Below are 22476 nucleotides of genomic sequence, written 5' to 3'. Positions count from 1 at the left end.
GCCTCAGCTCCGGGGCACCGGCCCGCAGCTCGCGCGGACCACGAGGCCGACCGGGATCGGGGTCTCGGGGCGGGGTGGCGGCACGGTGTCGTCGATGCGGCTGAGCAGGAGCCGCAGGGAGCGCGTGCCGATCGCCGCGAAGTCGGAGCGCACGGTCGTCAGGGGCGGCAGCAGATGCGCGGCCTCGGGGATGTCGTCGTAGCCCACCACGCTGACCTCGCCCGGCACCGAGCGGCCCGCCTCGTGGAAGGCGTGCAGGACCCCGAGGGCCATCTGGTCGTTGGAGGCGAACACCGCGGTGACGTCGGGGCGCCGGGCGAGCCGCCGGCCCAGGTGGTAGCCGGAGTCGGCGCTCCAGTCCCCGAACAGCGGCTCCGGGACCCGGGCACCGGCCGCCTCCAGCGTCGAGCGCCAGCTCTCCAGGCGGTGGTCGGCGGAGGTCCAGCCGCTCGGGCCCGCGATGTGCCAGACGGTCGGGTGCCCGAGCCCGAGCAGATGCTCGGTGGCGATGCGGGCGCCCTCCCACGAGCCGCCGGTGATCTTCTCGGTCTCCGCGTCGAAGCCGTTCTCCAGCACCACCAGCGGGGTGTCGAACCGGGCGTCCGCCAGGGCCTGCCCCACCCACAGCTGCGGGGCGATGGCGATGACCCCGTCCGCGCCCTCGGCCGAGAGCCGGCCCACCGCCTCGACGACCGTGTCGTGCTCGGCCGTGTCGAGGGCGATGGAGCTCAGCAGGTAACCGGCCTCCTGGGCCGCCGTGTTGATCGCGGTGAGGATGGAGGCAGGACCGTAGCGGGCCGCGTCGAAGGAGATGACCCCGAGCATCCGGGTCCGCCCGCTGGCCAGCGACCGGGCGCTGCGGCTGGGCCGGTAGCCGAGGGTCCGCATGGCCGTCAGCACCGCCTCGCGGGTCTCGGGGCGCACCGACGGATGCTCGTTCAGCACCCGGGAGACGGTCTGCTTGGAGACACCCGCCAGCCGGGCCACGTCGTCCATCACCGGGCGTGAGCCCGCGAAGTTCCGTCGGCTGCGCCCCTTCGGCACGGCTCCTTCGGCGGCGCTTGGGCTCATGGTGGCGGTTCCTCGACCTGGTGGGGGGTGTGGTGGTGCGGCTGTGCGCCGGCGCGGCGACCGGGGTACGGCGGTGGCAGGCCGGCCGGGACGGCAGTGGCGAAGGTGTCGGTACAGCGGCTCCGGCCCACCGATGGCTCAGCATAGGCGGGCCGGGACCGGAGATCCGGACTCCGGCAGGTCAGCCGGGCCGGACCGGCCGGGTGCGCCGGATGATCCACTCGGCGCGCGTCACGGCCGCCGTCTCCCGTTCGGCGCGCGCCTGTTCCGGCAGCTGGACCGGCGCCCGCGCGTGCAACGGCAGCACCCGCACCCGCAGCCCCTCGCCCCGCACCGCCTCCGCCGGCAGCCGGTCCAGGCCGATGTCCCAGACCCGCCCCGCGGCGAACTGGTCGGCCACGAGGGTCCGGCCCACGTACGCCCGTCCGACGTCCCCGTGCCAGTGCAGCCGCAGCAGTGTCCCCGGCGGCAGCCCGTCCGGCACCTCGACCCGGTACTCGGCGGCCACGGTGTCGAAGTACGTGTCGGCCGGAACGCTCGCCCGGCCCTGGACACCGGTGACCGCCTCGGGGGCGGGCCCGGCTGCCCTGACCAGGGTGACCTCGACGGCAGGGACCTCCTCACCCGAGGCCGGCGGGACCGCGTAACGGGTGAACACGCCGTCCCTGACCGCCTCCGCCGCCACCCCGTCCACCACGGGTGCCCGCTCCGGTGCCGGCAGCACGGCGAACGACGTGGCGCCCCCCGTACCGTGCAGCCGTACCTCGTCCCGGTCGAAGACCACACCGTCCGCGCTCAGCACCAGCCGCTCCGCGCCCCAGGCCGTACCCCGGTAGGCGGTACGGGCCGTCGCCGCGTCCAGCACCAGCAGTCCCACCCGCCCGCCGTCGGCGGTGTCCACCTCGACGAGGGCGTCGGTGCCGGACCGCAGCCCGGTCACCAGCAGCCGGTCGCCGACCGGTACGACATCGCCCGTGGCCGTGCTCACCGCTGCCACCGTGTCCGTGTCCAGGGCGAGTTCGGGCGCGATGCCGTCGGTGGCGGCCAGCACCAGGACCGTACGCCCCCCGACGTCGAGCCGGCACACCGGCTGCGCTGTGGCCCACTCCAGCCGCAGTCCGGCCAGCTCCAGCCGCAGCGGCCAGCAGAAGTATGCGCCGGCCGGCACGGTGACGGGAGTGCTGGGCAGCACCAACTCGCCCTTGCCGTCGGCGAATTCCACCGCGAACGTGGTCTCCGGGTGGTCCGGCAGCGGCTCGTGCGGCTGGTGGTTGTTCACGAACAGGAAGCCCGATGCGCCGTCCCCGCGCACGGCCCACCGCAGGGTGCCCCGGTCGAACTGCCCGTCAGGACGCTCCTCGGGGAGCACCGACTCCATGGGGGCGATCAGGTGCCCGAAGTCCGCCAACAGCAGGTGCTGGAGCCGGAGTTCGTGGTAGGTGCGCCGGTACTGGCCGTACTCGCCGAGCGGCGCCTGGAAGTCGTACGTCAGCACCGGCAGGTCGTTCGGATATCCCGTGGCGTGCGACTCCTGGAGGGTGCTGAGCTCGCCCGGCGGATTGGTGCCGCCGTGGAACATGTAGAAGCCCTGCCAGACCGAACCGCAGCCGATCTTGGTGAGGCCGAGCGCACCGATGTCGTCCGGGTCGACGTACGGCCGCCGGTGGTACGACACCGCCATGCCGCCGCCCAACTCGCAGGTGGCCCAGGGGAACCGGTCCGCGAAGGCGTCCGGCTCGCTGCCGTGCACGGTCACCGGGCGCAGGTCGGAGCCGATGCCCTCGTCGTCGCGCTGGTGGGTGAAGAAGAAGTGCTTGCGGCAGGTGTCGGGCCGGCGGCCGTCGGCCTCGGTCCAGAAGGCGTCGGTGTAGCCCCCGTACAGCGGAAGCAGCTCGTCCGGCGGGAGTCGCACCCCGCCCCAGGCGGTCGAGGTCCACAGGGGTGCGCTGAGGCCGGCGTCCTGAGCCATCCGCTTCAGGGTCAGCAGGTGGCCGGGCTGGTCGTAGAGCTCGTTCTCGATCTGGATCGCCACGATCGGTCCGCCGTGGGCGCGGTCCAGGCCCTCCAACTGCTCGGCGATCGCCGCGAACCAGGGCCGTACCGCCGCCAGGTATGCGGGGTCGTCGGTGCGGGGCACGCAGTCGCGGGCCAGCACCCAGTCGGGCAGGCCCCCGCCCCGGACCTCCGCGTGCGACCAGGGGCCGATGCGGGGGACGAAGTCCAGGCCGTGCCGGGCGCACAGCTCGGCGAAGCGGCGCAGGTCGCGGTCGCCGTCGAAGCGGACCCGTCCCTCGGTCTCCTCGTGATGGATCCAGATGACGTAGCTCGCGACGGCGGTGACCCCGCCCGCCTTCATCTTCAGCAGCTCCTCCTCCCACTCCCCGGCGGGGTAGCGGGAGTAGTGGAACTCGCCTGAGACGGGGAACCAGGGGCGGCCGCCACGGGTGAGCCAGCGGCTGGTGACCTCGATCGGGTCGGCCACGCCCGGCGCGTCGGCGAACGGCAGGTGACCGGTGAGCGGGGGAGCGGCGGGTGCCGGGACGCGCAGCCGGTGCGGGCGGGTCACCAGGTGTTCTCCGGACCGAGGTCGGCGCTGTCGGTGAGCCGGGCGCGGGTGGCGGTGGTCGCGTGCAGTTCGAGGACGACGAGCTCGTTGGAGCCCGGGCGCAGGACCGGGGCGGGCACGTACAGGGTCTGCTGCGGACCGCGGTTCCAGTACCGGCCGAGGTGGAAGCCGTTGACCCAGGCCTGGCCCTTGGTCCAGCCGGGCAGGGCGAGGAAGGTGTCGGCGGGCGTGGCCACCTCGAAGGTGCCCCGGTGGAAGGCGGGTCCGGCGGAGGGGCCCGTCTCGTACGCCCCGAACGGCACGGCGGCCGGATCGTCCACCGGCACCGGGCGGGTCTCCCAGCCCTCCAGCTCGGCCCCCTGGAAGGAGACCGGGCCGAGCAGCCCCTTGGGCGCGCCGATGCGCGGCCCGTAGTTGACGCCGCCCATGTTCTCCACGAGCACCTCCAGCACGGCACCGGCGTGCGGCACCCGCACCACCAGTGTCTCGTCGTGGCGCTCACGCTCCAGCACGCCGAGGCAGGCGCCGTCCACGAACACCAGGGCCCGGTCACCGACCCCGCCCGCGAAGTGCAGCAGGCCCTCACCGGAGGCGGGCAGCGTGGTGCGGTACAGCACGTACCCCGACCGCAGCCCGAGTTCGTTCATCGTCGCCGGGTGCTCGGTGCGCACCGGTGCGAGGCCGCGGACGTACGGCAGCAGCGGCGCCCGGTGGTCCAGGTCGACGTCGGTGACGGGGAGCTTGGGCGCGGGGGCCGGGGCCGGTTCCTCCGGGGCGCCGGCATGGCGAGCGATGACCTCGCGGAACGCGTGGTACTTGGGGCCGGGGTCGCCGCTCTCGGTGAGGGCCGCGTCGTAGTCGTAGGAGGTGATCGTCGGGGTGTAGGCGTGCTTGTGGTTGGCGCCGTTGGTGAAGCCGAAGTTGGTGCCGCCGTGGAACATGTAGATGTTGACCGAGGCGCCGGCCGCGAGCAGCCGGTCCAGGTCCTCGGCGGCGTCGGCCGCGTCGCGCACATGGTGCGGGCCGCCCCAGTGGTCGAACCAGCCGACCCAGAACTCCGCGCACATCAGCGGCCCTTCGGGCTGGTGGGCGCGGAGCGCGGCGAGGTTCTCCTCGACCCGGCTGCCGAAGGTCGCGGTGGCGAGCGTTCCGGGCAGCGTGCCGGCCGACAGGTGCTCGGGGTTGGTCTGGTCGCAGGTGAACAGCAGCTCCTCGACGCCCCGTTCACGCAGCGACTGGTGGACGTGCTTGAGGTACGCGGTGTCGTCGCCGTAGGCCCCGTACTCGTTCTCCACCTGGACGGCGATCACCGGGCCCCCGTGCGCGGCGAGGTACGGCCGCAGGGCGGGGAGCAGCAGGTCCAGGTAGCCGTCGAACGCCCCGGTGAAGCGCGGGTCGCTGGTGCGCAGCCGGATGTCGGGGTCCGCGAGCAGCCAGGACGGCAGTCCGCCGTCGTCCCACTCGGCGCAGATGAACGGCCCCGGACGCAGGATCACCTGGAGCCCCTCCGCCTGGGCCAGGCGCAGCCAGCGGGGCAGGTCGAGGAAGCCGTCCAGGACGAGGGTGCCGGGCTCGGGCTGGTGGTGGTTCCACGGCAGATACGTCTCGACGGTGTTGAGACCCATCAGCCGGGCCTTGCGCAGCCGGTCGGCCCACTGCTCGGGGTGGATCCTGAAGTAGTGCATGGCTCCGGAGAGGATCCGGAACGGTTCGCCGTGCAGCAGGAAGCCGTCGGAGGACGTCGTCAGAGCAGGCATGCGGGGCATCCCTTCGAAGGGCCGGGAGTTCAGGGTTCGTGTGCTGCGGACGAGCTGACGGCCGTGCGCGCGGATGTCGATGTTACCGGTAACTCGAAGGCCGTCAAGATGTGCCGGCGCGCCAGGGGAGTCGAGTGTGATTGGACTGGTGGTCCAGAGATTGGATTGATAGTCTAGGTGCGCTGACGGAGAGAGGAGGCGTGTGATGGAGGCCGAGCGGGACGCGATCCTTGCCGCGCTCGAACCGGTCGTCGACGGGATCGCGGCGACCTTCGGACCGGTGTGCGAGGTGGTGCTGCACGACTACCGGAGACCGGAGCAGTCGGTCGTGGCCCTTTCCGGCGCGGTGACCGGGCGCTCGGTGGGCGGGGCGATGAGCCAGATCGGCCTGCGCATGGTCGCCCGCGGTGACGAGGCCGCCGACGAGCTGAACTACGTGACCCGCACCGACACCGGCAAGCTGGTCAAGTCGTCGACGATGCTGCTGCGGGACTCCTCGGGCGCGGTCTTCGGTGCCCTGTGCGTCAATGTCGACGTCGGCGCGGTGAGCGAGGTGCACGCCCTGCTGGGAGCGCTGGCCGGGACCGGCGCGGTGCCCGCCGAACCTCCGGTCACCACCTTCGGCGACGACATCGACTCGGTCGTCGACGTCATGCTCGACGCGCACCGGCACCAGTCGTGGGCGCTGCTCGACCGCGCCGGGCGCCTGGACCTATTCCGCAGCCTGGACGAGCGGGGCGTCTTCGCGGTGCGGCGGGCGATCGAGCAGGTGGCGGGACGGCTCGGGATCTCGCGGGCCTCCGCCTACAGCTATCTCTCCCAGTCCCGGAAACAGCCTCGGTCCGGGTCCCGCGACGGGGTGGGCGAAGGGGTTCGGGAAGGGGCTCCGGACGAGGTCGGGCGAGAGGCTCGGGGACGGGCTCCGGACGAAGGTGGGCAAAAGGCTCGGGGCCGGGTTCGGGACCGGGCGAACGAGGGAGGGCATTCGTGACGACCATTCCGCCGGTCACCCTGGACGACGTCCTGGACGCGGCCACTCGGCTAAAAGGGGTCGCCCATCGCACGCCGGTGCTGCGCTCACGCACCCTTGACGCGCTGGTCGGCGCCGAGGTCCACCTCAAGTGCGAGAACTTCCAGCGGGTCGGCGCCTTCAAGTTCCGCGGCGCCTACAACGCGGCCTCCCGGCTCACCCCCGACCGGTTGGCGCGGGGCATCGCCGCCTACTCCTCCGGGAACCACGCCCAGGCCGTCGCGCTGGCCGCCCGTGAACTCGGCACCACCGCCGTGATCGTGATGCCCGAGGACGCCCCGGGTTCCAAGCGGGCGGCCACCGAGGGCTACGGCGCCGAGATCGTGACCTACGACCGCTACACCGGCGACCGCGTGGCCATCGCCGAAGCCCTGGCCGCCGAGCGGGGCCTGGCGCTCATCCCGCCGTACGAACACCCGCACGTGATGGCGGGACAGGGCACGGCTGCCCTCGAACTCCTGGAGGAGACCGGCGAGTTGGGTGCCCTCCTGGTGCCGGTCGGGGGCGGTGGGCTGATGGCGGGGAGCGCGACCGCGGCCAAGGGCCGGTATCCGGGCATCCGCATGATCGGGGTCGAGCCGGAGACCGGCGACGACACCCGACGCTCCCTGGAGGCGGGGCGACGCGTCGACATCCCGGTCCCGAAGACCATCGCCGACGGACAGGCCCTGCACACGCCGGGGGAGCTGACGTTCTCGGTGAACCGCCGGCTGGTCGACGAGATCGCGCTCGTCTCCGACGACGAGATCCGGGACGCCATGCGGTTCGCCTTCGAGCGGCTGAAGATCGTGGTCGAACCGAGCGGCGCGAGTGCGCTGGCCGCGCTGCTCAGCGGCCGGGTGACCGGCCTTCCCGACCGGGTCGGGGTGATCGTCTCGGGCGGGAACGTGGACGCGGAGCGGTTTGTGCGGTTGTGCGGGGGTGGGGGGTGAGAGCTGGTGCGGGGTTCTGGGGGCCCGAAGCAGCGGGGCCTGGCCGAAGCCTGGGGCTCAGGTGAGGGTGGGTGTGAAGGGCGTCCACCGGCTCCGGGCCCGCCGTCCCACGACCTGATACGAACGACTCCCCGAGGGTCACCCGAATGGCGGCCCCGGCTGGACAGGCGGACGATGGAGGCGTGGGACCGGCCCCGCCGGTGCCGCCCGGGACGGGTGGGAGACGGAGACCGGCCCCGGCCGTACCGACACGGCCGGAAGGGAGATCCGTCATGTTCGAGGTGAAGACGCTCGACAAGCCGGACGAGCGCCGGGACTTCCCGCGGGGCCACCTGGAAGCGGTCCACATGAGCGGGCTGGACTTCGCCGTGGGCACCTTCGAGCCCGGCTGGCGCTGGTCGGAGTCGGTGGGACCGATTGCGGGCACCAAGAGCTGCGAGGTCCACCACAACGGCTACGTGGTCCAGGGCCGTATGCACATCCTGATGGACGAGGGCGGCGGAGAGCGCGAACTGGGCCCCGGGGACATCTTCGTGGTGTCGCCAGGACATGACGCCTGGGTCGTCGGCGACGAGCAGTGCGTGGTCTACGACTTCGCGGGCGGCATGGCGAGGGACTACGCGAAGGAGCGGTGAACGCACCCGTCCCGGGCGGTCGTCGCGCAGGCCACTCCCGACCCTCGCGACCTCACACCGTGATCACGATCTTCGCTCGCGCGTGCTCCACCTCCAGATGCCGGATGGCCTCGGACGCCTCGCTCAGCGGGTACATCCGCTCGACGGCCGGGGCGATCCGGCCGGCATCGACGAGTTCCCGCAGCGCGGCCAGATTCACCTTGCTCGCCTTCGCCGGCAGCTGGAGCACGCGTTCCCGCACGAAGGGGGAGAGCAGCCGGGCGCGCACCGAGAGCCATACGGGGCCGAGCAGACTGCCGCCCTCGAACACGCCCCCGCCGGAGAGGACGACGGTTCCCGAGGGAGTCGTCGCGCGCCGCAGGTCGGCCAGGGAACGGTTGCCGACCAGGTCCAGCACGACGTCGTAGCGGCGCCCGGCGCGGGCGAAGTCCTCCCGTGTGTAGTCGACGACGTCATCGGCTCCGAGCGACCCGACCAGTTCGACATTGCGCGCGCCGCACACCCCGGTCACCGTGGCGCCGTACGCCTTGGCCAGTTGCACGGCGAAGGTGCCGACCCCGCCCGAGGCGCCGTTCACCAGCACGGACTGACCGGCCCTGAGTCCGGCCACGTCCCGCAGGCCGATCAGCGCGGTGTTCGCGGCCAGCGGCATCGCGGCAGCCTGCTCGAAGCTGAGGCCGGCAGGCTTGAGGTCCGTCTCACTGTCCTTGGCGCACACGAACTCCGCGAAGGTGCCGTCCGCCTCGCCGTACACCTCGTCACCGGGGTGCAGTGCCTCGACGCCGGGACCGACCGCCGCCACCCGGCCCGCGAAGTCCCGGCCCCGGATCCGGACCTTCGGTGAGCGCACTCCGAACAACAGCCGGGCGATCCTGGGATCGCCGTGCAGGTAGTGCCAGTCGTAGGCGTTGACCGACGCCGCGTGCACCCGCACGAGCACCTCGCCGGCCCCCGGCACCGGCCGCTCGACCTCCCTCAACTCCAGTGTGTCCGCCGAGCCGTAGCGGTCCTGGACGACTGCCTTCATGAGACCCCCTCCATGTCCCGGCACTTTGCCGACCCCTTCACCGGGGTCAGACCGGCAGCAGTCGACCCACCAGGGCGCTGAGCTGCCGTACGTTGCGGCACTCGTGCATGTCCACCAACTCGGCGTACTCGTACGCGGCCGAGTCGCCCGTGCCCCACTGCGCCCGCGCCTCCGGGTTCAACCAGTGGACCCGGAGGGCCCGTTCGGTGATCTCCCGTACGGCGGACAGGTTCGGGTCGCTCATGTTGGTCCGGGCATCACCCAGCACGAAGACCGTGGTGCGCGGGCTCAGCGCGGACCCGTAGCGCGAGGCGAACTCGCCCAGTGCGACGCCGTAGTCACTGCTGCCGTGCCAGCCGGTGAGCGTGGCCTCGGCCCGGATCCGGGCGCCGAGTCCCTCCGGGTCGGCCGCCCCGTGCCGCAGCAGCCCGGTGACCTCGTCGAGCCGGTTGACGAAGGCGAACACCCGCACCTTGCTGAACTGGTCGTGCAGCGCCTGCACCAACAGCATCGTGAAGTCCGAGAACCCCGAAACCGAGCCCGACACATCGCACAGCAGCACCAGTTCGGGCCGGACCGGCCGACGCCTGCGCAGCACGGGCTTCATCGGCACCCCGCCCGTCGACAGCGAACCGCGCAGGGTCCGCCGGAGATCGATGCTGCCCCGTGCGGCACGGCGGCGGCGGGCCGCCAGCCGGGTGGCCAGCTTGCGTGCCAACGGCTGGACCGTGCGCCGGAGTTCGGCCAGCCGGTCCTTCCCGGCGAACAGGAAGTCGACCCGGTCGGTCATCGGAGCCACCGCCCGGCGCGCGATCGCGTCCCGGTCCCGGCGCTCCGCCACCCGCCGCCGGGCCTCCGCCGCCACCAGGGCCCGGAACGCCTCGATGCGCCGACGGATCTCGTCCTCCAGCAACCGGTCCGTGAACCCGGAGCTGCCCTGCTGCCTTCCCCGCACCTCGTCCCGGACGCGTGCGAGCAGGGTCTGCGGGCGCAGCCGGTCCAGGGTCTGGTACGACGACCAGCCGTCCGACGAGGGGGAGTTGCCGTATCCGCCGAACCCGTCGACGGCTTCGGCGGCGAGCCGGGTCATGAGGGTCTCGTCGTTCGCGGCGAGGGCCCGGGCGAGACGTTCGCGCAGGTCCTCCCGGTCCGCGGGACGGGTGTCGGGCGCACCGACGCCCCGCGGGAAGTACAGGTCGAAGACCGGGTCGAACACCCGCCGTTGCGCGGTGCCGTGCAGCAGCGTCGCGGCCAGCCCCTCCCGCAACCGTTCCCGGTCCGTGAGGCCCAGCGCCTCGACCGCCTGTGCCGCGTCCACCGTCTCGCCGGTCCCGATGCGCACGCCGTGCGCGCGCAGGGCCCCGACCAGGGAAGTGAGCCGCTCGGCGGTGCTCACACCGCGTCCAGGTCGAGCTTGGCCCCGGCCTTGAGGATGTCCTCCTGGTGCTTGAGGAGCACGCCCAGGCTGTCCCGTACGACCGTCTCGTCGAGGTGGTCCGCGCCGAGCGCGAGGAGGGTGCGCGCCCAGTCGATGGTCTCGGCGACCGAGGGAACCTTGCGCAGGTCCATCGCGCGCAGCGCTCCCACCACCCGCACCACGGACCTGGCCAGGGTCTCGTCCAGCCCCGGCACCTTCAGCCGTACGATCCGCCGCTCCAGTTCCTCCTCCGGGAACCCGATGTGCAGGAACAGGCAGCGGCGGCGCAGGGCCTCCGACAGTTCGCGGCTTGCGTTCGAGGTGAGGACGACGAAGGGGCGGCGGGACGCGGTGACCGTGCCCAGTTCGGGGACGGTGACCTGGAAGTCGCTGAGCACCTCCAGGAGCAGCCCCTCGACCTCGACGTCCGCCTTGTCGGTCTCGTCGATCAGCAGGACCTTGGGCTCGTCGCCCCGGATCGCCGTCAGCAGGGGCCGGGGGAGCAGGAACTCCTCGCTGAAGATGTCCGTGCGGGTCTCGTCCCAGGTCTCGTCCCGGCCGGCGCTGATGCGCAGCAGTTGCTTGGCGTGGTTCCACTCGTAGAGCGCCCGGGACTCGTCCACGCCCTCGTAGCACTGCAGGCGCACCAGCCGGGCGTCGGCGACCTCGGCCACGGCCTTGGCCAGCTCCGTCTTGCCGACCCCGGCGGGGCCCTCGACCAGAAGCGGCTTGCCCAGCCGGTCGGCGAGGAAGACGGTGGTGGCGACGGCGGGGGAGGCGAGGTAGCCGGTCTGGGCGAGGCGTGCGGAGACGTCGTCGACGGATGTGAACAGCAACGGGGCCTCCAGCTCGGCGCGAACGCGTTTCCCGACTATCTAAGCGCTTGTTCACCGCTTCTGTCACGGGGTGGCAGCCGTCGCCGGTGCGTGCGGCGCACGGCGAGCTCGACGACCGGTCGCACGGTGAGGCGAGGGCGTTGTCAGTGGCGCGTTGTACGTTTCGGGGCATGGGGATCTATCTGGTGAGCGTGGGGGCGCGGGAGTGGTTCGACACCGACGAGGAGGAGGGCCGGGCGGCCGTCTCCACGGGGTTGAACGAGGAGCTGCGCCGCAGGGGGCTGCCGTCGTACGAGTCGGTGCCCGAGGACACGGAGTTCGTCCGGGGATCGGGGACGCGGTTCGAGGAGAAGCTGGTGCCGCCCGTCGACGGTTTCGTGCGGCTGGCCCACGCCCATCTCGCGCCCTCCGAGCCGGAGACCCTCCTCGACTGGTCGGTGCTGGTGCCGGTCTCGCTGGACGAGGAGATCGAACTGCCCGTCGAGTCCTCCTACTCGGACACCACGGTGATCGCCGGAGCACCCCAGGTCCTCGATCTGACGCGCCGGCTCGCCGAGGCGGTGCGACTGCCCCTGGACGAGATACCGGCGACCTGCGACAACCTCGACCTGACCTTCTGGTTCCTGGAAGGCGACGCAGAGCGGGTGGCGGCGGCCAGGCCGGGCCCGTGGGCCGAGGACCTGGACGCGGCGTTCTACGTGGCGCTGTACCTCCGCGCGGCCGAACACTCCCTGCGGCAGGGCTGCCCGATCGTCTACAGCTGACGTGAGGAGGTGACGGCCGTCGTGCTGTTCGGCTCGCGGGCCGGTTTCGGCCTGGAGTTCCACGTGGAGCAGGATCCGAGCCTGCTGTGCGTGGACGTCTTCGTCGGCGGACTCCAGGTCAACACCTGGGACAACGCCTTCTATCCACCGCTCCTGGTCAAGAAGCTCAAGGACGAACTCGCTCGCTTTCGCACGCCGAGCCCGCGGCCGGTGGGGCCCGCCTCGCCCAGCGAGGAGGACCTCGCGCGGTGGGAGTTCCTGGAGTGGGGTGAGTGCACGGACCAGGTGACCGCGTTCGCGTCGCCCGACGGGGACCTGGTGCACCTCACCTGCCGGATACGCGAGGAAGCCGAACCCGGCCGGGGGACCGCGGCCCGGAGTGAACCGACGGAGATACCGGTGGGCCGGAGTGAACCGACAGAGGTGTCGGTGAGCCGGACCGCGCTCGTCGAGACGCTGGAGGGCGCCCTCGCCCTGGCTGAACGCGAGTGGTCCGCCCGGCTCGCCGCCCTCACGGCACGGGCCGAGTCGGGGGTCACGGTGTACGCGAGCGGGGACATCGGTGAACGCAACGCCACCTACGAAGTCGCGCTGTACGCACCGGGGTTCCTGCTCGTGGGCGACGACAGCGGGGGCCGCGGATTCCTCGTGCGGGCCGACGATCCGGACTCCGCCGTGTTCTCCTCAGGTCTCGGCGATCTGGAGCCCGCGGACTTCGAGATCGTGTCCGCGAGCTTCGCGGAGTGGATCGCGTCGCTCGGCACGGCCCGCTGACGAGGGAAGGCGGCGGGTCCGGCGGCAGGGCTTGGCCTCGACGGGGACCCAGGAGGCGGGACCGCGACCGGGCTCAGCCGCTCCGTCCGGCGCCTGGCCGCGGGTGAGCGGGGCCTGACGACCGGCTCCGAGCTCCTCGCCGGCCGGCGAGGAGCTCGGAGTGCTGGGCCCACGAGTGTCGGGTGGCCCAAGTCGCCCGTACAGCAGCGGATCTGCCCGTGCCCGGATCGGCCGGGCTTGGCGACCGGGGCGCCACCGACCTGCTCCGGGATGTGCTGCTCGCCCACTGGCGGAGCTGGGCCGGCAGCAGTCGCATCCCGGTGTCGTGACAACGTCCCCGGTCGCGGTCGGGACGGGGTCAGCTGGTCACGCGGAACGTGGCGTCGCTGCGGGCTGTCGCGGTGGTGATCGGGTCGAGGCGCAGTTGGTAGGCGTAGTGGCGGATGTAGCGGTCGGGGTAGTTGTACGACTGGAACGAGGACCAGCCGGCGTCGGCGAGGCCGGCGACCTTGCGGAAGGTGGCGTCGGCGGCGAACTGGGCGCTGCCGTCGTTGCGGACCAGTTGGAAGTCGTAGTTGGCGTGGCGCAGGAAGTAGCCGGGGTTGTTGACCGACTCGAAGGAGACGGTGCCGGTGCCGGCCAGGCCGGGCCTGATCCGGAACTGGGAGTCCTCGACGGGGCTGACGTTGGGATCGATGCGCACGTCGAAGTCGGTCTGGCGCACGTAGCGGTCCTGGAAGTTGTACGACTGGAGCCGCTGGGCGGGGGTGTTGGGCCAGCGGGCGAGCACGCGGCTCTCCTCGGCGGCGGTCAGGTTCATGATCCAGCCGTGCCGCTTCTTCGTGCCGCCCATGTTGTAACTTCCCGAAGCCTGCCTCTGGTACGAGGCGGGATTGGACGGGTCGGTCGTCAGGACCGGCATGTAGCCGCCGCCGGAGGCGTACTGGTCGAGGTAGAGAGCCCACTTGTCGGTGCCGTTGAACTTCATCCACATCGGGCCCTCGACCATGGACCCGGTCAGGCCGATGCCCGAGAGGTCGCCGAGCCGCGTCCAGGTTCCGAGGATGGAGTTGCTGCCTTCGAGGGTGATCTGGCCGTCACCTGAGGCCCGCACGTAGCGGTAGTTGCCCACACCGGCCGGCATCTCGATGATCTGGGTGTCGATGATCTCCTGCGTGCCGGGACGCTCGATGTAGGTCTGCGGGGTGGTGATGGTGCGGAAGTCGCTGGTGCGGGCGTAGTAGATGCGGTGCTTCGTCTTGCCGTCGAGGGGCACGTTGGTCGCCCAGTACAGGACGTAGTCGTGGGTGTCGGGGTTCCAGATCGCCTCGGGCGCCCAGGCGTTGCGTCCGTCGGGGATGGCGCCGGCGACGTTGAGCAGCCAGGGCTGCGACCAGGTGGTCAGGTCCGTCGACTCCCACACCACCAGGTTGTGGCTGCCGTTGTTGATGGCGGCGTTCCAGTCCTGCCCGCAGCTGATGCACAGGTCGGTCGCGATGATCCAGTACTTGCTGCCGTCGGGGGATCTCACGAGTGCGGGGTCGCGCACCCCCTTCGTGCCGACCGGGGAGCGCAGGACCATCCCGCCGCCGTTGAGGTCGTTCCAGTGCACGCCGTCCGTGCTGTGCGAGAGGTACATCTGCTGGTTGGTCGCCCCCTCACCGGTGAAGTGCACCATCAGGTACCCCGGTTCGGCTGCGTCGGCCTGTTGGGGTGTGGTCAGGGTCTGGCCGGCGAAGAGGAGGCATACGGCGAGCAGCAGCACCGTCAGCCGGGCGCGGAGCGCGGACATGTGGATCTCCATCCGGAAGGGGCCGTACTGTTCGAAATTCCGAACAATGTTCGCAGAATCGGGCAGACAGTAAGAGTGGCAACTGGGACGCGTCAATACATTCGACATCCATAGGTGCTTCGCGCCGCAGGTCGACGAACTCGCCGGATCCTTCTTTGATCCAAAGCGTTGACGAGGACTTGGTGCAGGGCTTACGTTCTGGCCGATTTCACGAACGGCGTTCGAAATATCGGAAATTGAGGGGCCGGTCGTCTGTGCCGCCCGCACCGAAGGGAGCAATACGTGAGACCTGCCCTCACCCGTCGATCGGTGCTCGGCATCATCGCCGGCTCGGCGGCCGCCACCGTCACCGGCGTCTCGGCCGGGTCCGCCCAGGCCGCCGTGCCCGCGTCACCCGGCGTGACGTACCGGAACACTATCGCCGAGCAGCGGGCCGACCCGCACATCTTCAGGCACACCGACGGCTTCTACTACTTCACCGCCACGGTGCCGGAGTACGACCGCATCGTGCTCCGCCGCGCCACCACGATCCAGGGGCTGTCCTCGGCACCCGAGACGACGATCTGGACCAAGCACGCCACCGGTGTGATGGGCGGTTACATCTGGGCCCCGGAGATCCACTTCATCGACGGCAAGTGGTACATCTACTTCGCCGCCGGTGACGCCGAGGACATCTGGCACATCCGGCCCTATGTCCTGGAGTGCGCCGCCGCGAACCCGGTCACGGGGAGCTGGACGGAGAAGGGGCGTATCGCCCTGCCGCTCGACACGTTCTCGCTCGACGCGACGACCTTCGCCGTGAACGGCACCCGCTACCTCGCCTGGGCGCAGAACGACCCGGCCGTCGGCCGCGGCACCAACATCTACCTCGCGCAGATGTCCAGCCCGTGGACCGTCACCGGCAGCCCGGTCATGATCAGCCGGCCGACCGCCGCCTGGGAGACGGCCGGAGGGGAGACGGTCAACGAGGGCCCGGCCGTGATCCAGCGCAACGGCAAGGTCTTCCTGACCTTCTCGGCCAGCGCCACCGACGCCAACTACTGCATGGGCATGCTGACCGCGTCCGCCTCGGCCAATCTGCTCAGCGCCTCGTCCTGGGCCAAGAGCTCGGGCCCGGTCTTCGCCAGTTTCGCCGCCACCAGCCAGTACGGCCCCGGGCACAACCAGTTCACGGTCTCCGAGGACGGCACGTCGGACCTCCTCGTCTACCACGACCGCAGCTACAGGGACATCAGCGGCTCCCCGCTCAACGACCCCAACCGCCGCACCCGCGTGCAGAAGATCTACTGGAAGGCCGACGGCACCCCCGACTTCGGCATCCCGGTCGCCGACGGCCTCACACCGATCCGGCTCTCCTCGTACAACTTCCCCGACCGCTTCATCCGGCACTGGGAGTACCGCGCCAGGATCGAGGCGAATGTCGCGCCCCTGGCCGACTCGCAGTTCCGCGTCCTCACCGGCCTCACCGGCTCCGGCACCGTCTCCCTGGAATCGGCGAACTTCCCCGGCTACTACCTGCGCCACAAGAACAACGAGGTGTGGGTGGAGAAGAACGACGGGACGTCGCTGTTCGCCAATGACGCCTCCTTCGTCGCCCGGGCCGGTCTCGCGGACTCCGCGGGTGTCTCGTACGAGTCGTACAACCTGCCGGGCTCCTACATCCGCCACTACGACTACCTGCTGTACGTCCAGGCCGTGAGCACCACAACCGGCCGCGCCGACGCCACATTCTACACCCAGTGACCCACCTCGGCGTCCCGTGACCCCTCGGACAGCTCCGACCCCCACGGGCCGGAGCTGTCCGAACGGATGGCACATCTGCCACGCCGGTGTTCCTCCCCTCCCACCCGCGACCGCGACCCAGGACCGCAGTAGAACCACCCTCCGGTTTTGCTCGGCACACACGCGCGCCTGGCCCACATCCGCCCTTCGGCCCAGTAGACACATGGGGAGACAGCAACCGACTCGCACCGCAGACTGGGCTGAATCGCCACATCTCCCAGCGGCCGAAGGGACACCGGCATGACCGACGGAGACGACCGCACCGCCGTCGAGGGCCTCACCGTGGAACACCGCACCACCCCGCTCGGCGTCGACGCGGCCCGTCCCCGATTCGGCTGGCGCACCGCCTCCCGGGTCCGCGGCCGGCGCCAGACGGCCTACCGCCTCCTCGTCGCATCCACCCCCGACCGTCTCACCGTCGGCCAGGCGGACGTGTGGGACAGCGGCCGGGTCGACTCGGCCGACTCGGTGGCCGTGCGCTACGCCGGACCCGCGCTGAAGCCCTCGACGCGCTACCACTGGACGGTGGAGCTCTGGGACGAGAACGGCCGCCCGCTCCCCGAGGCCCCCACCGCCCGCTTCGAGACCGGTCTGCTCAGCACCGACGGCGTGACCGGCTGGGACGGCGCGCAGTGGATCACCATGGCGGGCAAGGCCCCCAACAGCCCGGGCGCCCCCCTCCTGAGGAAGCAGACGGACCTCGTCGGCGGCCGGGTGCACGAAGCCCGGCTCTACGTCTCCGCGCTCGGCGTGTACGACGCCTACGTCAACGGCCGCCGCGTCACCGTCACCCAGGACGGCCGCGCCACCCAGGAACTCCTCACCCCCGGCTGGACCAACTACGACACCACCGTCAGCTACTTCACCTACGAGGTGACCGGCCTCGTGGCCGACGAACGGCAGGTCACCCTCGCGGCCGTGCTGGGCAACGGCTGGTACAACGGCCGCATCTCCGAGAACAGCGTGTACTACTCGCCGGACGGCAACCGCCTCGCCCTCAAGGCCAAACTCCTGATCCGCTACGAGGACGGCTCCGCACAGACCGTCGTGACCACCCCCGACGGCGACTGGCGGGCCACGGACACCGGCCCCTACCGTGCGGACGACCTCTACGACGGCCAGACCTACGACGCCCGCCGGGAACTGCCCGGCTGGACCGCGAACGGCTACGACGCCGCCGCCTGGTCCGGCGTCGAGGTGCACGACTTCACGACCAGGTTCCCCGGCTCCCGACTGGTCGCCCACCCGGGGGAATCGGCCCGGCTGATGCCGCAGTGGGACCGCAGGCCGCAGTCGATCGCCGTCCACACCGGCGGGAGCGACTTCACCGCCGACCCCGTCCGCACGGTCACCGACCCCACCCGGGCCGCCTCCGCCGCCCTGACCCTGCACCCCGGTGACACCGCCGTGATCGACTTCGGCCAGAACCTGGTCGGCGTACCCCGCTACACCCTCCACGGTCCCTCCGGCGCCCAAGTCACCTTCGCGCCCGGCGAGATGCTCAACGACACCAGCGCGGGCGCCGACGGCCCGCAGGGCTCCGTCTACCGGGCGAACCTGCGCACGGCCAAGGCCACCAGCACCTACATCCTCAAGGGCGACCCGAAGGGCGAGACCCACCAGGACTCCCTGACCTTCTACGGGTTCCGCTACCTCTCCGTCACCACGACCGACACCGTCACCCTCACCGACCTGACCGGCCGGGTCGCCACCTCCGCCCTCCGGGACATCGGACAGGTCACCACCGACGACCCCGACATCAACCAGCTGATCAGCAACGTCCGTTGGGGCCAGCGCGGCAACTACCTCTGGGTCCCCACCGACTGCCCGCAGCGCGACGAACGCTGCGGCTGGACCGGCGACACCCAGGTCTTCGCCACCACCGGCCTCTACAACGCCGATGCGGTCACCTTCCTGAGCCACTTCCAGGACATCCTGACCGACTCCCAGCGCACCTACGGCGCCGACGGCGCGCAGTTCCCCTGGATCGCACCCGGAGCCCGCTACAACGAGCCCGTCGGAGCGAGCGGTTGGGCGGACTGCGGGATCGTCGTGCCCTGGACCGTGTGGCAGATGAGCGGCGACTCCACCGTCATCGACCGCAGTTGGGAGTCGATGACGGCGTACATGGACTGGATCCGCGCACGCACCGGCGACACCTGGGCCGGGCCGGGTGCGATCTTCGGCGACTGGCTGGCCTTCCAGGTCACCAGCACCCGGCTCGTCAGCGACGCCTACTACGCCCACAGCGCCCGGCTCATGGCGGACATGGCCCGCGCCACCGGCCGCACCGCCGAGGGACACGCCTACGACGAGCTCTTCGCGCGGATCAAGCGGGCCTTCGTCACCACGTACCTGAGCGGTGAGGAAGGCCGGCTCACCGTGCGTTCCGGGCTCGGCGACCCGCCGCCGTACACCCCCGGGGACAGCCCCGTCCGGCCCGAGGACGACACCCAGACCGCCCTGCTCTGGATCCTCAGACTGGGCCTGTACGACACCGGGGAGCAGCGTCGGCGGCTCGTCGGACTCCTCGCCGAGAACATCGGCAACTCCGCCGCCTACAAGGCCGCCCACCCCGACAGCACGCGCGCCGGACACGCCGAGAACACCCTGTCCGTCGGCTTCCTCGGCGTGAACGTCCTGGCGCCGGTCCTCACCGATGAGGGCCAGGTGGAGCTGGCCTACAAGCTGCTGCACCAGGACGCCATGCCGTCCTGGCTGTACTCGGTGCGCAACGGCGCGACGACCGTCTGGGAGCGCTGGAACTCGTACTCCCGGGAGGACGGGTTCGGGCCGGTCGAGATGAACTCCTTCAACCACTACTCCTACGGCGCGATCATGGAGTGGATGTACGAGAGCATGGCCGGCATCGCCAAGGACTCGGCGCACCCGGGGTTCAAGCACTTCTTCCTGCGGCCCCACCTCGACCCGACCGGCCGGATCACCCGGGTCAGCGGCTCGCACCTGTCACCGTACGGCGAGATCGTCAGCGAATGGGCCGTGCGGGACAGCCTGTTCACGCACCGGATCGCCGTGCCCGCCAACAGCACGGCGACCCTGCGCATCCCCACGACCGACCCCGACTCCGTGTGCGAGGGCCGCACCCCCCTGTCACGCGTCCGGGGAGTCGGGCACCTGGGCTTCGAAGGCGGCGTCGCCTCCTACGAACTGCCTTCGGGGCGTTACGTGTTGACCTCCGCGCTCGCCTGATCCGCCACCAGCACCACCTCCAGGGTGCGCGGACCGTGCACCCCCTCGACCCGGTCCAGCTCGATGTCACTGGTCGCCGAAGGGCCGGAGATCCACGTCAACGGGCGTACCGGGTCGAGGCGTTCGAGGCCCTGCGGCACCGAGGAGACGACCTGGTCCGGGACCCGTACGACACAGATGTGGTGGTCGGGCACGAGCGTGATGCGGCGGCGGCCCTGGTCGGGAGAGCCGTCCAGGACGATCGTGCCGGTCTCCGCGATCGCCACCGCGCACGCCGTCACCACACTGTCGATCCGGTCCAGCTCGTGCGGGGTGCTCTCGGTCCGGTCCGGCACCTGCTCGGCCCCGGCCTCCGAGAGCCAGGACGGCTCCAGGCCCGGCGGCACCAGCACCGTCTTCGTGCCCCGTGCCGCCAGCATTCCGGCAAGGGTGGCGGGAAGGTCGGCCGTGGTGCAGCGGTGCACGATCGCCCGGTAGTCGGCGAGGTTCTCGGCCAGCAGCTCCACGGTCTCCCCGACACTGCGGTCACCGTGCTCGCGCAGATAGGCCCGCTCGATCGGAGCGTCCTCGCCGGAGACGTCGGACAGCGCGCGCCGCACCCGCCCCAGGATCCGTTCCCTGCTGCTCACTTCGAGCCCCCCTTCTCCGAGCGGCCGCCGTCGGTCCGCTGCCACCAGTCGCGGAAGGGCTCCGCGGGCACGGCCGGAAGGTCCCGGGTACCGCTCCACGCCTTGCCAGGACCCGGAAGCGAACGCGGATGCAGCCGCCGGGTGCGCGAGGCCGCCCGCTGTCCGGTGCGCAGGACACCGGGGCGGGAGAACGCCCAGCGGGCCGCCCGCATCGCCGCCCGCTCGGCCGCGTGCCCCTTGGCGGGCTTCAGCACCACCTTGTTGCCCTCGCGGACCACCGGACCGCCCTGAACGACCCGCTCCCGCAGATGCACCAGCACCTCGGGGATGTCGATGGCGACCGGGCACACCTCGTAGCAGGCCCCGCACAGCGAGGAGGCGTACGGCAGCGAGGCGTCGATCTCGCTTGCCGTGCCCCGCAGTTGGGGGCTGAGGATCGCGCCGATGGGGCCGGGGTAGACCGAGCCGTAGGCGTGCCCGCCGGCCCGCTCGTACACCGGGCACACGTTCAGACAGGCCGAGCAGCGGATGCAGCGCAGGGCCTGGCGGCCGACCTCGTCGGCGAGGGTGTCGGAGCGGCCGTTGTCGAGCAGCACCAGGTGGAAGGTGCTCGGGCCGTCCTCGTCCGTGGTCCCGGTCCAGGTGGACGTGTAGGGGTTCATGCGCTCGGCCGTCGAGGAGCGGGGCAGGGTCTGGAGGAAGACCTCCAGGTCCTGCCAGGTCGGCACGATCTTCTCGATGCCGACGACCGAGATCAGCGTCTCCGGCAGGGTCAGGCACATCCGTCCGTTGCCCTCGGACTCCACCACCACCAGAGTGCCGGTGTCGGCGACCATGAAGTTGGCGCCGGAGATGCCGACCTTGGCCCGCAGGAACTTCTCCCGCAGGTGCAGCCGTGCCGCCTCCGCCAGTTCTGCGGGCGTGTCGGTGAGTCCCTCGGGCGCCGGGCGGCCCCACTCGCTCATCTCCCGCTCGAAGATGTCCCGGATCTCGCCCCGGTTGCGGTGGATCGCCGGGACGAGGATGTGCGAGGGCCGGTCCTTGCCCAACTGCACGATCAGCTCGGCGAGATCGGTCTCGTAGGCCCGGATGCCCGCCGCTTCGAGGGCCTCGTTGAGCCCGATCTCCTGCGTGGCCATCGACTTGACCTTGACGACCTCCGTCTCGCCGGTCATCTTGACGAGCTGCGTGACGATCTCGTTGGCCTCGTCGGCGTCGGCGGCCCAGTGGACGATGCCGCCCGCCGCCACGACCGACTCCTCCAACTGCACGAGATAGCGGTCGAGATGAGCCAGCGTGTGGTCCTTGATCCGCTTGCCCGCCTCACGCAACTCCGCCCAGTCCGGGACCTCGGCGACGGCCTTGGCCCGCTTGGCGCGGATCGTGTGGGTGGCGTGCCGCAGGTTCCCGCGCAGGGTCGGGTTGTTGACGGCCTCGTGCGCAGCCTCGGGGAAGGCCGGCATTCCTACGAACGTCCCGCTCATACGGCCGGTTCCTCCTCCGTGCTCGCCAGGATCTCCGCGATGTGCACCGGCCGCATGTCCGACTCCAGCCGGCCCATCGTGCCCCCGATGTGCATCAGACAGGAGTTGTCGGCCGCGCACAGCACCTCGGCGCCCGTCGACTCGGCGTTGCGCACCTTGTCCGCGCCCATCGCCGCCGAGACATCGGAGTTCTTCAGCGCGAAGGTGCCACCGAAGCCGCAGCACTCGTCGGCGCCGGGAAGCTCCCTGAGCTCGAGTCCCTTGACCGCCTCGAGCAGGCGCCGGGGCCGGTCGCCCAGTCCGAGCCCCCGCAGACCGTGGCAGGTCGGGTGGTAGGTGACGGTGTGCGGGTAGCAGGCCCCGACATCCGTCACCCCCAGCACGTCCACCAGGAACTCCGTCAGCTCGTACGTCTTCGGCACCACGGGCGCCAGGGCCGTCGCGAGGCCCTCCCCGCGCCCCTCGGCCCGGGCCCGCTCACCCATCCGCGGATACAGCTCCCGCACCATCGCCCCGCACGAGCCGGACGGCGTCACGATCGCCTCGTAGTCCCGGAAGACATCGGAGAAATGCCGGGCCAGCGGCTCCGCCTCATGCCGGTATCCGGTGTTGTAGTGGGCCTGCCCGCAACAGGTCTGGGACATCGGGAAGTCGACGTCGACCCCCAGTCTGGTCAGCAGTTTCACCACGGCGCGACCGGTGTCCGGATACAGCGTGTCGTTGACGCAGGTCAGGAACAGGGCGACACGCATCGCGGCTCCTTCGTGGTC

At 71.3% G+C, this 22476-nt stretch carries 17 protein-coding genes and 1 pseudogene; 8 read left to right on the top strand and 10 right to left on the bottom strand.

Features of this window, described 5'->3' with window-relative positions:
- Nucleotides 1-3 precede the first annotated feature (3 nt).
- From H295_RS0108295 to H295_RS0108285, 3 genes are all read right to left on the bottom strand, one after another.
- Nucleotides 4-1071: a LacI family DNA-binding transcriptional regulator gene (locus tag H295_RS0108295; RefSeq protein WP_028809184.1), complete on the bottom strand. Its 1068-nt coding sequence runs from the start codon at nucleotides 1069-1071 to the stop codon at nucleotides 4-6.
- 181 nt (nucleotides 1072-1252) lie between these two features.
- Entirely contained in the window at nucleotides 1253-3637 is a 2385-nt protein-coding gene (locus H295_RS0108290; protein ID WP_020134885.1) for a beta-galactosidase, read from the bottom strand.
- Complete coding sequence (locus H295_RS0108285) at nucleotides 3634-5394, bottom strand: glycoside hydrolase family 35 protein (RefSeq protein ID WP_020134884.1); 1761 nt, start codon at nucleotides 5392-5394, stop codon at nucleotides 3634-3636. Before H295_RS0108285 ends, H295_RS0108290 begins: the two co-directional genes overlap by 4 nt.
- A gap of 205 nt (nucleotides 5395-5599) precedes the next feature.
- On the opposite strand from H295_RS0108285, the pseudogene H295_RS42905 reads away from it, so the two are divergent.
- From H295_RS42905 to H295_RS0108270, 3 genes and pseudogenes are all read left to right on the top strand, one after another.
- Nucleotides 5600-6229 (top strand): annotated as a pseudogene (locus tag H295_RS42905) (helix-turn-helix transcriptional regulator); the annotation flags it as partial.
- Nucleotides 6230-6381: 152 nt separating this feature from the next.
- Nucleotides 6382-7356, top strand: coding sequence for a pyridoxal-phosphate dependent enzyme (locus H295_RS0108275; RefSeq protein WP_020134882.1), 975 nt, complete (start codon nucleotides 6382-6384; stop codon nucleotides 7354-7356).
- A gap of 272 nt (nucleotides 7357-7628) precedes the next feature.
- Nucleotides 7629-7991: a cupin domain-containing protein gene (locus tag H295_RS0108270; RefSeq protein ID WP_020134881.1), complete on the top strand. Its 363-nt coding sequence runs from the start codon at nucleotides 7629-7631 to the stop codon at nucleotides 7989-7991.
- A gap of 52 nt (nucleotides 7992-8043) precedes the next feature.
- Here the strand turns inward: H295_RS0108270 and H295_RS0108265 are convergent, their stop codons facing one another.
- The 3 genes from H295_RS0108265 to H295_RS0108255 are packed head-to-tail and all read right to left on the bottom strand — an operon-like array spanning nucleotide 8044 to nucleotide 11268.
- The gene (locus H295_RS0108265) at nucleotides 8044-9018 is read right to left on the bottom strand and encodes an NAD(P)-dependent alcohol dehydrogenase (RefSeq protein WP_020134880.1); all 975 of its coding nucleotides are present in this window, start codon (nucleotides 9016-9018) and stop codon (nucleotides 8044-8046) included.
- A 46-nt stretch (nucleotides 9019-9064) separates the two neighbouring features.
- A complete protein-coding gene (locus tag H295_RS0108260; protein WP_020134879.1) occupies nucleotides 9065-10414 on the bottom strand; it encodes a vWA domain-containing protein in 1350 nt (449 codons plus the stop codon).
- Entirely contained in the window at nucleotides 10411-11268 is an 858-nt protein-coding gene (locus H295_RS0108255) for an AAA family ATPase (RefSeq protein WP_028809183.1), read from the bottom strand. The genes H295_RS0108260 and H295_RS0108255 overlap by 4 nt, the downstream gene beginning before the upstream one ends.
- Nucleotides 11269-11441: 173 nt before the next feature.
- Here H295_RS0108255 and H295_RS0108250 point away from each other — a divergent pair, with 173 nt between their 5' ends.
- From H295_RS0108250 to H295_RS47135, 3 genes are all read left to right on the top strand, one after another.
- Nucleotides 11442-12035, top strand: coding sequence for a hypothetical protein (locus H295_RS0108250; RefSeq protein WP_020134877.1), 594 nt, complete (start codon nucleotides 11442-11444; stop codon nucleotides 12033-12035).
- Nucleotides 12036-12044: 9 nt separating this feature from the next.
- Complete coding sequence (locus tag H295_RS47850; protein ID WP_020134876.1) at nucleotides 12045-12809, top strand: hypothetical protein; 765 nt, start codon at nucleotides 12045-12047, stop codon at nucleotides 12807-12809.
- 182 nt (nucleotides 12810-12991) lie between these two features.
- The gene (locus H295_RS47135; protein ID WP_158691027.1) at nucleotides 12992-13138 is read left to right on the top strand and encodes a hypothetical protein; all 147 of its coding nucleotides are present in this window, start codon (nucleotides 12992-12994) and stop codon (nucleotides 13136-13138) included.
- Nucleotides 13139-13167: 29 nt separating this feature from the next.
- On the opposite strand, the gene H295_RS0108235 is transcribed toward H295_RS47135, so the two are convergent.
- Nucleotides 13168-14601: a glycoside hydrolase family 43 protein gene (locus tag H295_RS0108235; RefSeq protein WP_020134875.1), complete on the bottom strand. Its 1434-nt coding sequence runs from the start codon at nucleotides 14599-14601 to the stop codon at nucleotides 13168-13170.
- A gap of 318 nt (nucleotides 14602-14919) precedes the next feature.
- On the opposite strand from H295_RS0108235, the gene H295_RS0108230 reads away from it, so the two are divergent.
- Both H295_RS0108230 and H295_RS0108225 read left to right on the top strand, forming a co-directional pair.
- Nucleotides 14920-16344: a family 43 glycosylhydrolase gene (locus H295_RS0108230; protein WP_028809181.1), complete on the top strand. Its 1425-nt coding sequence runs from the start codon at nucleotides 14920-14922 to the stop codon at nucleotides 16342-16344.
- A gap of 279 nt (nucleotides 16345-16623) precedes the next feature.
- The gene (locus H295_RS0108225; RefSeq protein WP_020134873.1) at nucleotides 16624-19593 is read left to right on the top strand and encodes an alpha-L-rhamnosidase; all 2970 of its coding nucleotides are present in this window, start codon (nucleotides 16624-16626) and stop codon (nucleotides 19591-19593) included.
- Here H295_RS0108225 and H295_RS0108220 read toward each other — a convergent pair.
- From H295_RS0108220 to H295_RS0108210, 3 genes are read right to left on the bottom strand one after another with little or no spacing between them, the layout of a single operon-like run.
- A complete protein-coding gene (locus H295_RS0108220; protein ID WP_020134872.1) occupies nucleotides 19566-20222 on the bottom strand; it encodes a LutC/YkgG family protein in 657 nt (218 codons plus the stop codon). The genes H295_RS0108225 and H295_RS0108220 overlap by 28 nt on opposite strands.
- Nucleotides 20219-21706 carry a LutB/LldF family L-lactate oxidation iron-sulfur protein gene (locus H295_RS0108215; RefSeq protein WP_028809180.1) on the bottom strand — a complete coding sequence of 496 codons (1488 nt, stop codon included), beginning with the start codon at nucleotides 21704-21706 and terminating at the stop codon, nucleotides 20219-20221. The genes H295_RS0108220 and H295_RS0108215 overlap by 4 nt, the downstream gene beginning before the upstream one ends.
- A complete protein-coding gene (locus H295_RS0108210; RefSeq protein WP_020134870.1) occupies nucleotides 21703-22458 on the bottom strand; it encodes a (Fe-S)-binding protein in 756 nt (251 codons plus the stop codon). The genes H295_RS0108215 and H295_RS0108210 overlap by 4 nt, the downstream gene beginning before the upstream one ends.
- Nucleotides 22459-22476: the final 18 nt, after the last annotated feature.

Origin of the sequence: Streptomyces sp. 351MFTsu5.1 (genome assembly GCF_000383655.1) — a bacterium.
GTDB classification, from domain to species: domain Bacteria; phylum Actinomycetota; class Actinomycetes; order Streptomycetales; family Streptomycetaceae; genus Streptomyces; species Streptomyces griseorubiginosus.
This window is presented reverse-complemented; position numbering and strand designations above follow the sequence as displayed.

Coding starts and splice junctions, on each gene's coding strand:
- H295_RS0108285 (WP_020134884.1), bottom strand. CDS start 5,394: ATGCCTGCTCTGACGACGTCCTCCGACGGCTTCCTGCTGCACGGCGAA.
- H295_RS0108250 (WP_020134877.1), top strand. CDS start 11,442: ATGGGGATCTATCTGGTGAGCGTGGGGGCGCGGGAGTGGTTCGACACC.
- H295_RS0108270 (WP_020134881.1), top strand. CDS start 7,629: ATGTTCGAGGTGAAGACGCTCGACAAGCCGGACGAGCGCCGGGACTTC.
- H295_RS0108265 (WP_020134880.1), bottom strand. CDS start 9,018: ATGAAGGCAGTCGTCCAGGACCGCTACGGCTCGGCGGACACACTGGAG.
- H295_RS0108295 (WP_028809184.1), bottom strand. CDS start 1,071: ATGAGCCCAAGCGCCGCCGAAGGAGCCGTGCCGAAGGGGCGCAGCCGA.
- H295_RS0108235 (WP_020134875.1), bottom strand. CDS start 14,601: ATGTCCGCGCTCCGCGCCCGGCTGACGGTGCTGCTGCTCGCCGTATGC.
- H295_RS0108210 (WP_020134870.1), bottom strand. CDS start 22,458: ATGCGTGTCGCCCTGTTCCTGACCTGCGTCAACGACACGCTGTATCCG.
- H295_RS0108225 (WP_020134873.1), top strand. CDS start 16,624: ATGACCGACGGAGACGACCGCACCGCCGTCGAGGGCCTCACCGTGGAA.
- H295_RS0108215 (WP_028809180.1), bottom strand. CDS start 21,706: ATGAGCGGGACGTTCGTAGGAATGCCGGCCTTCCCCGAGGCTGCGCAC.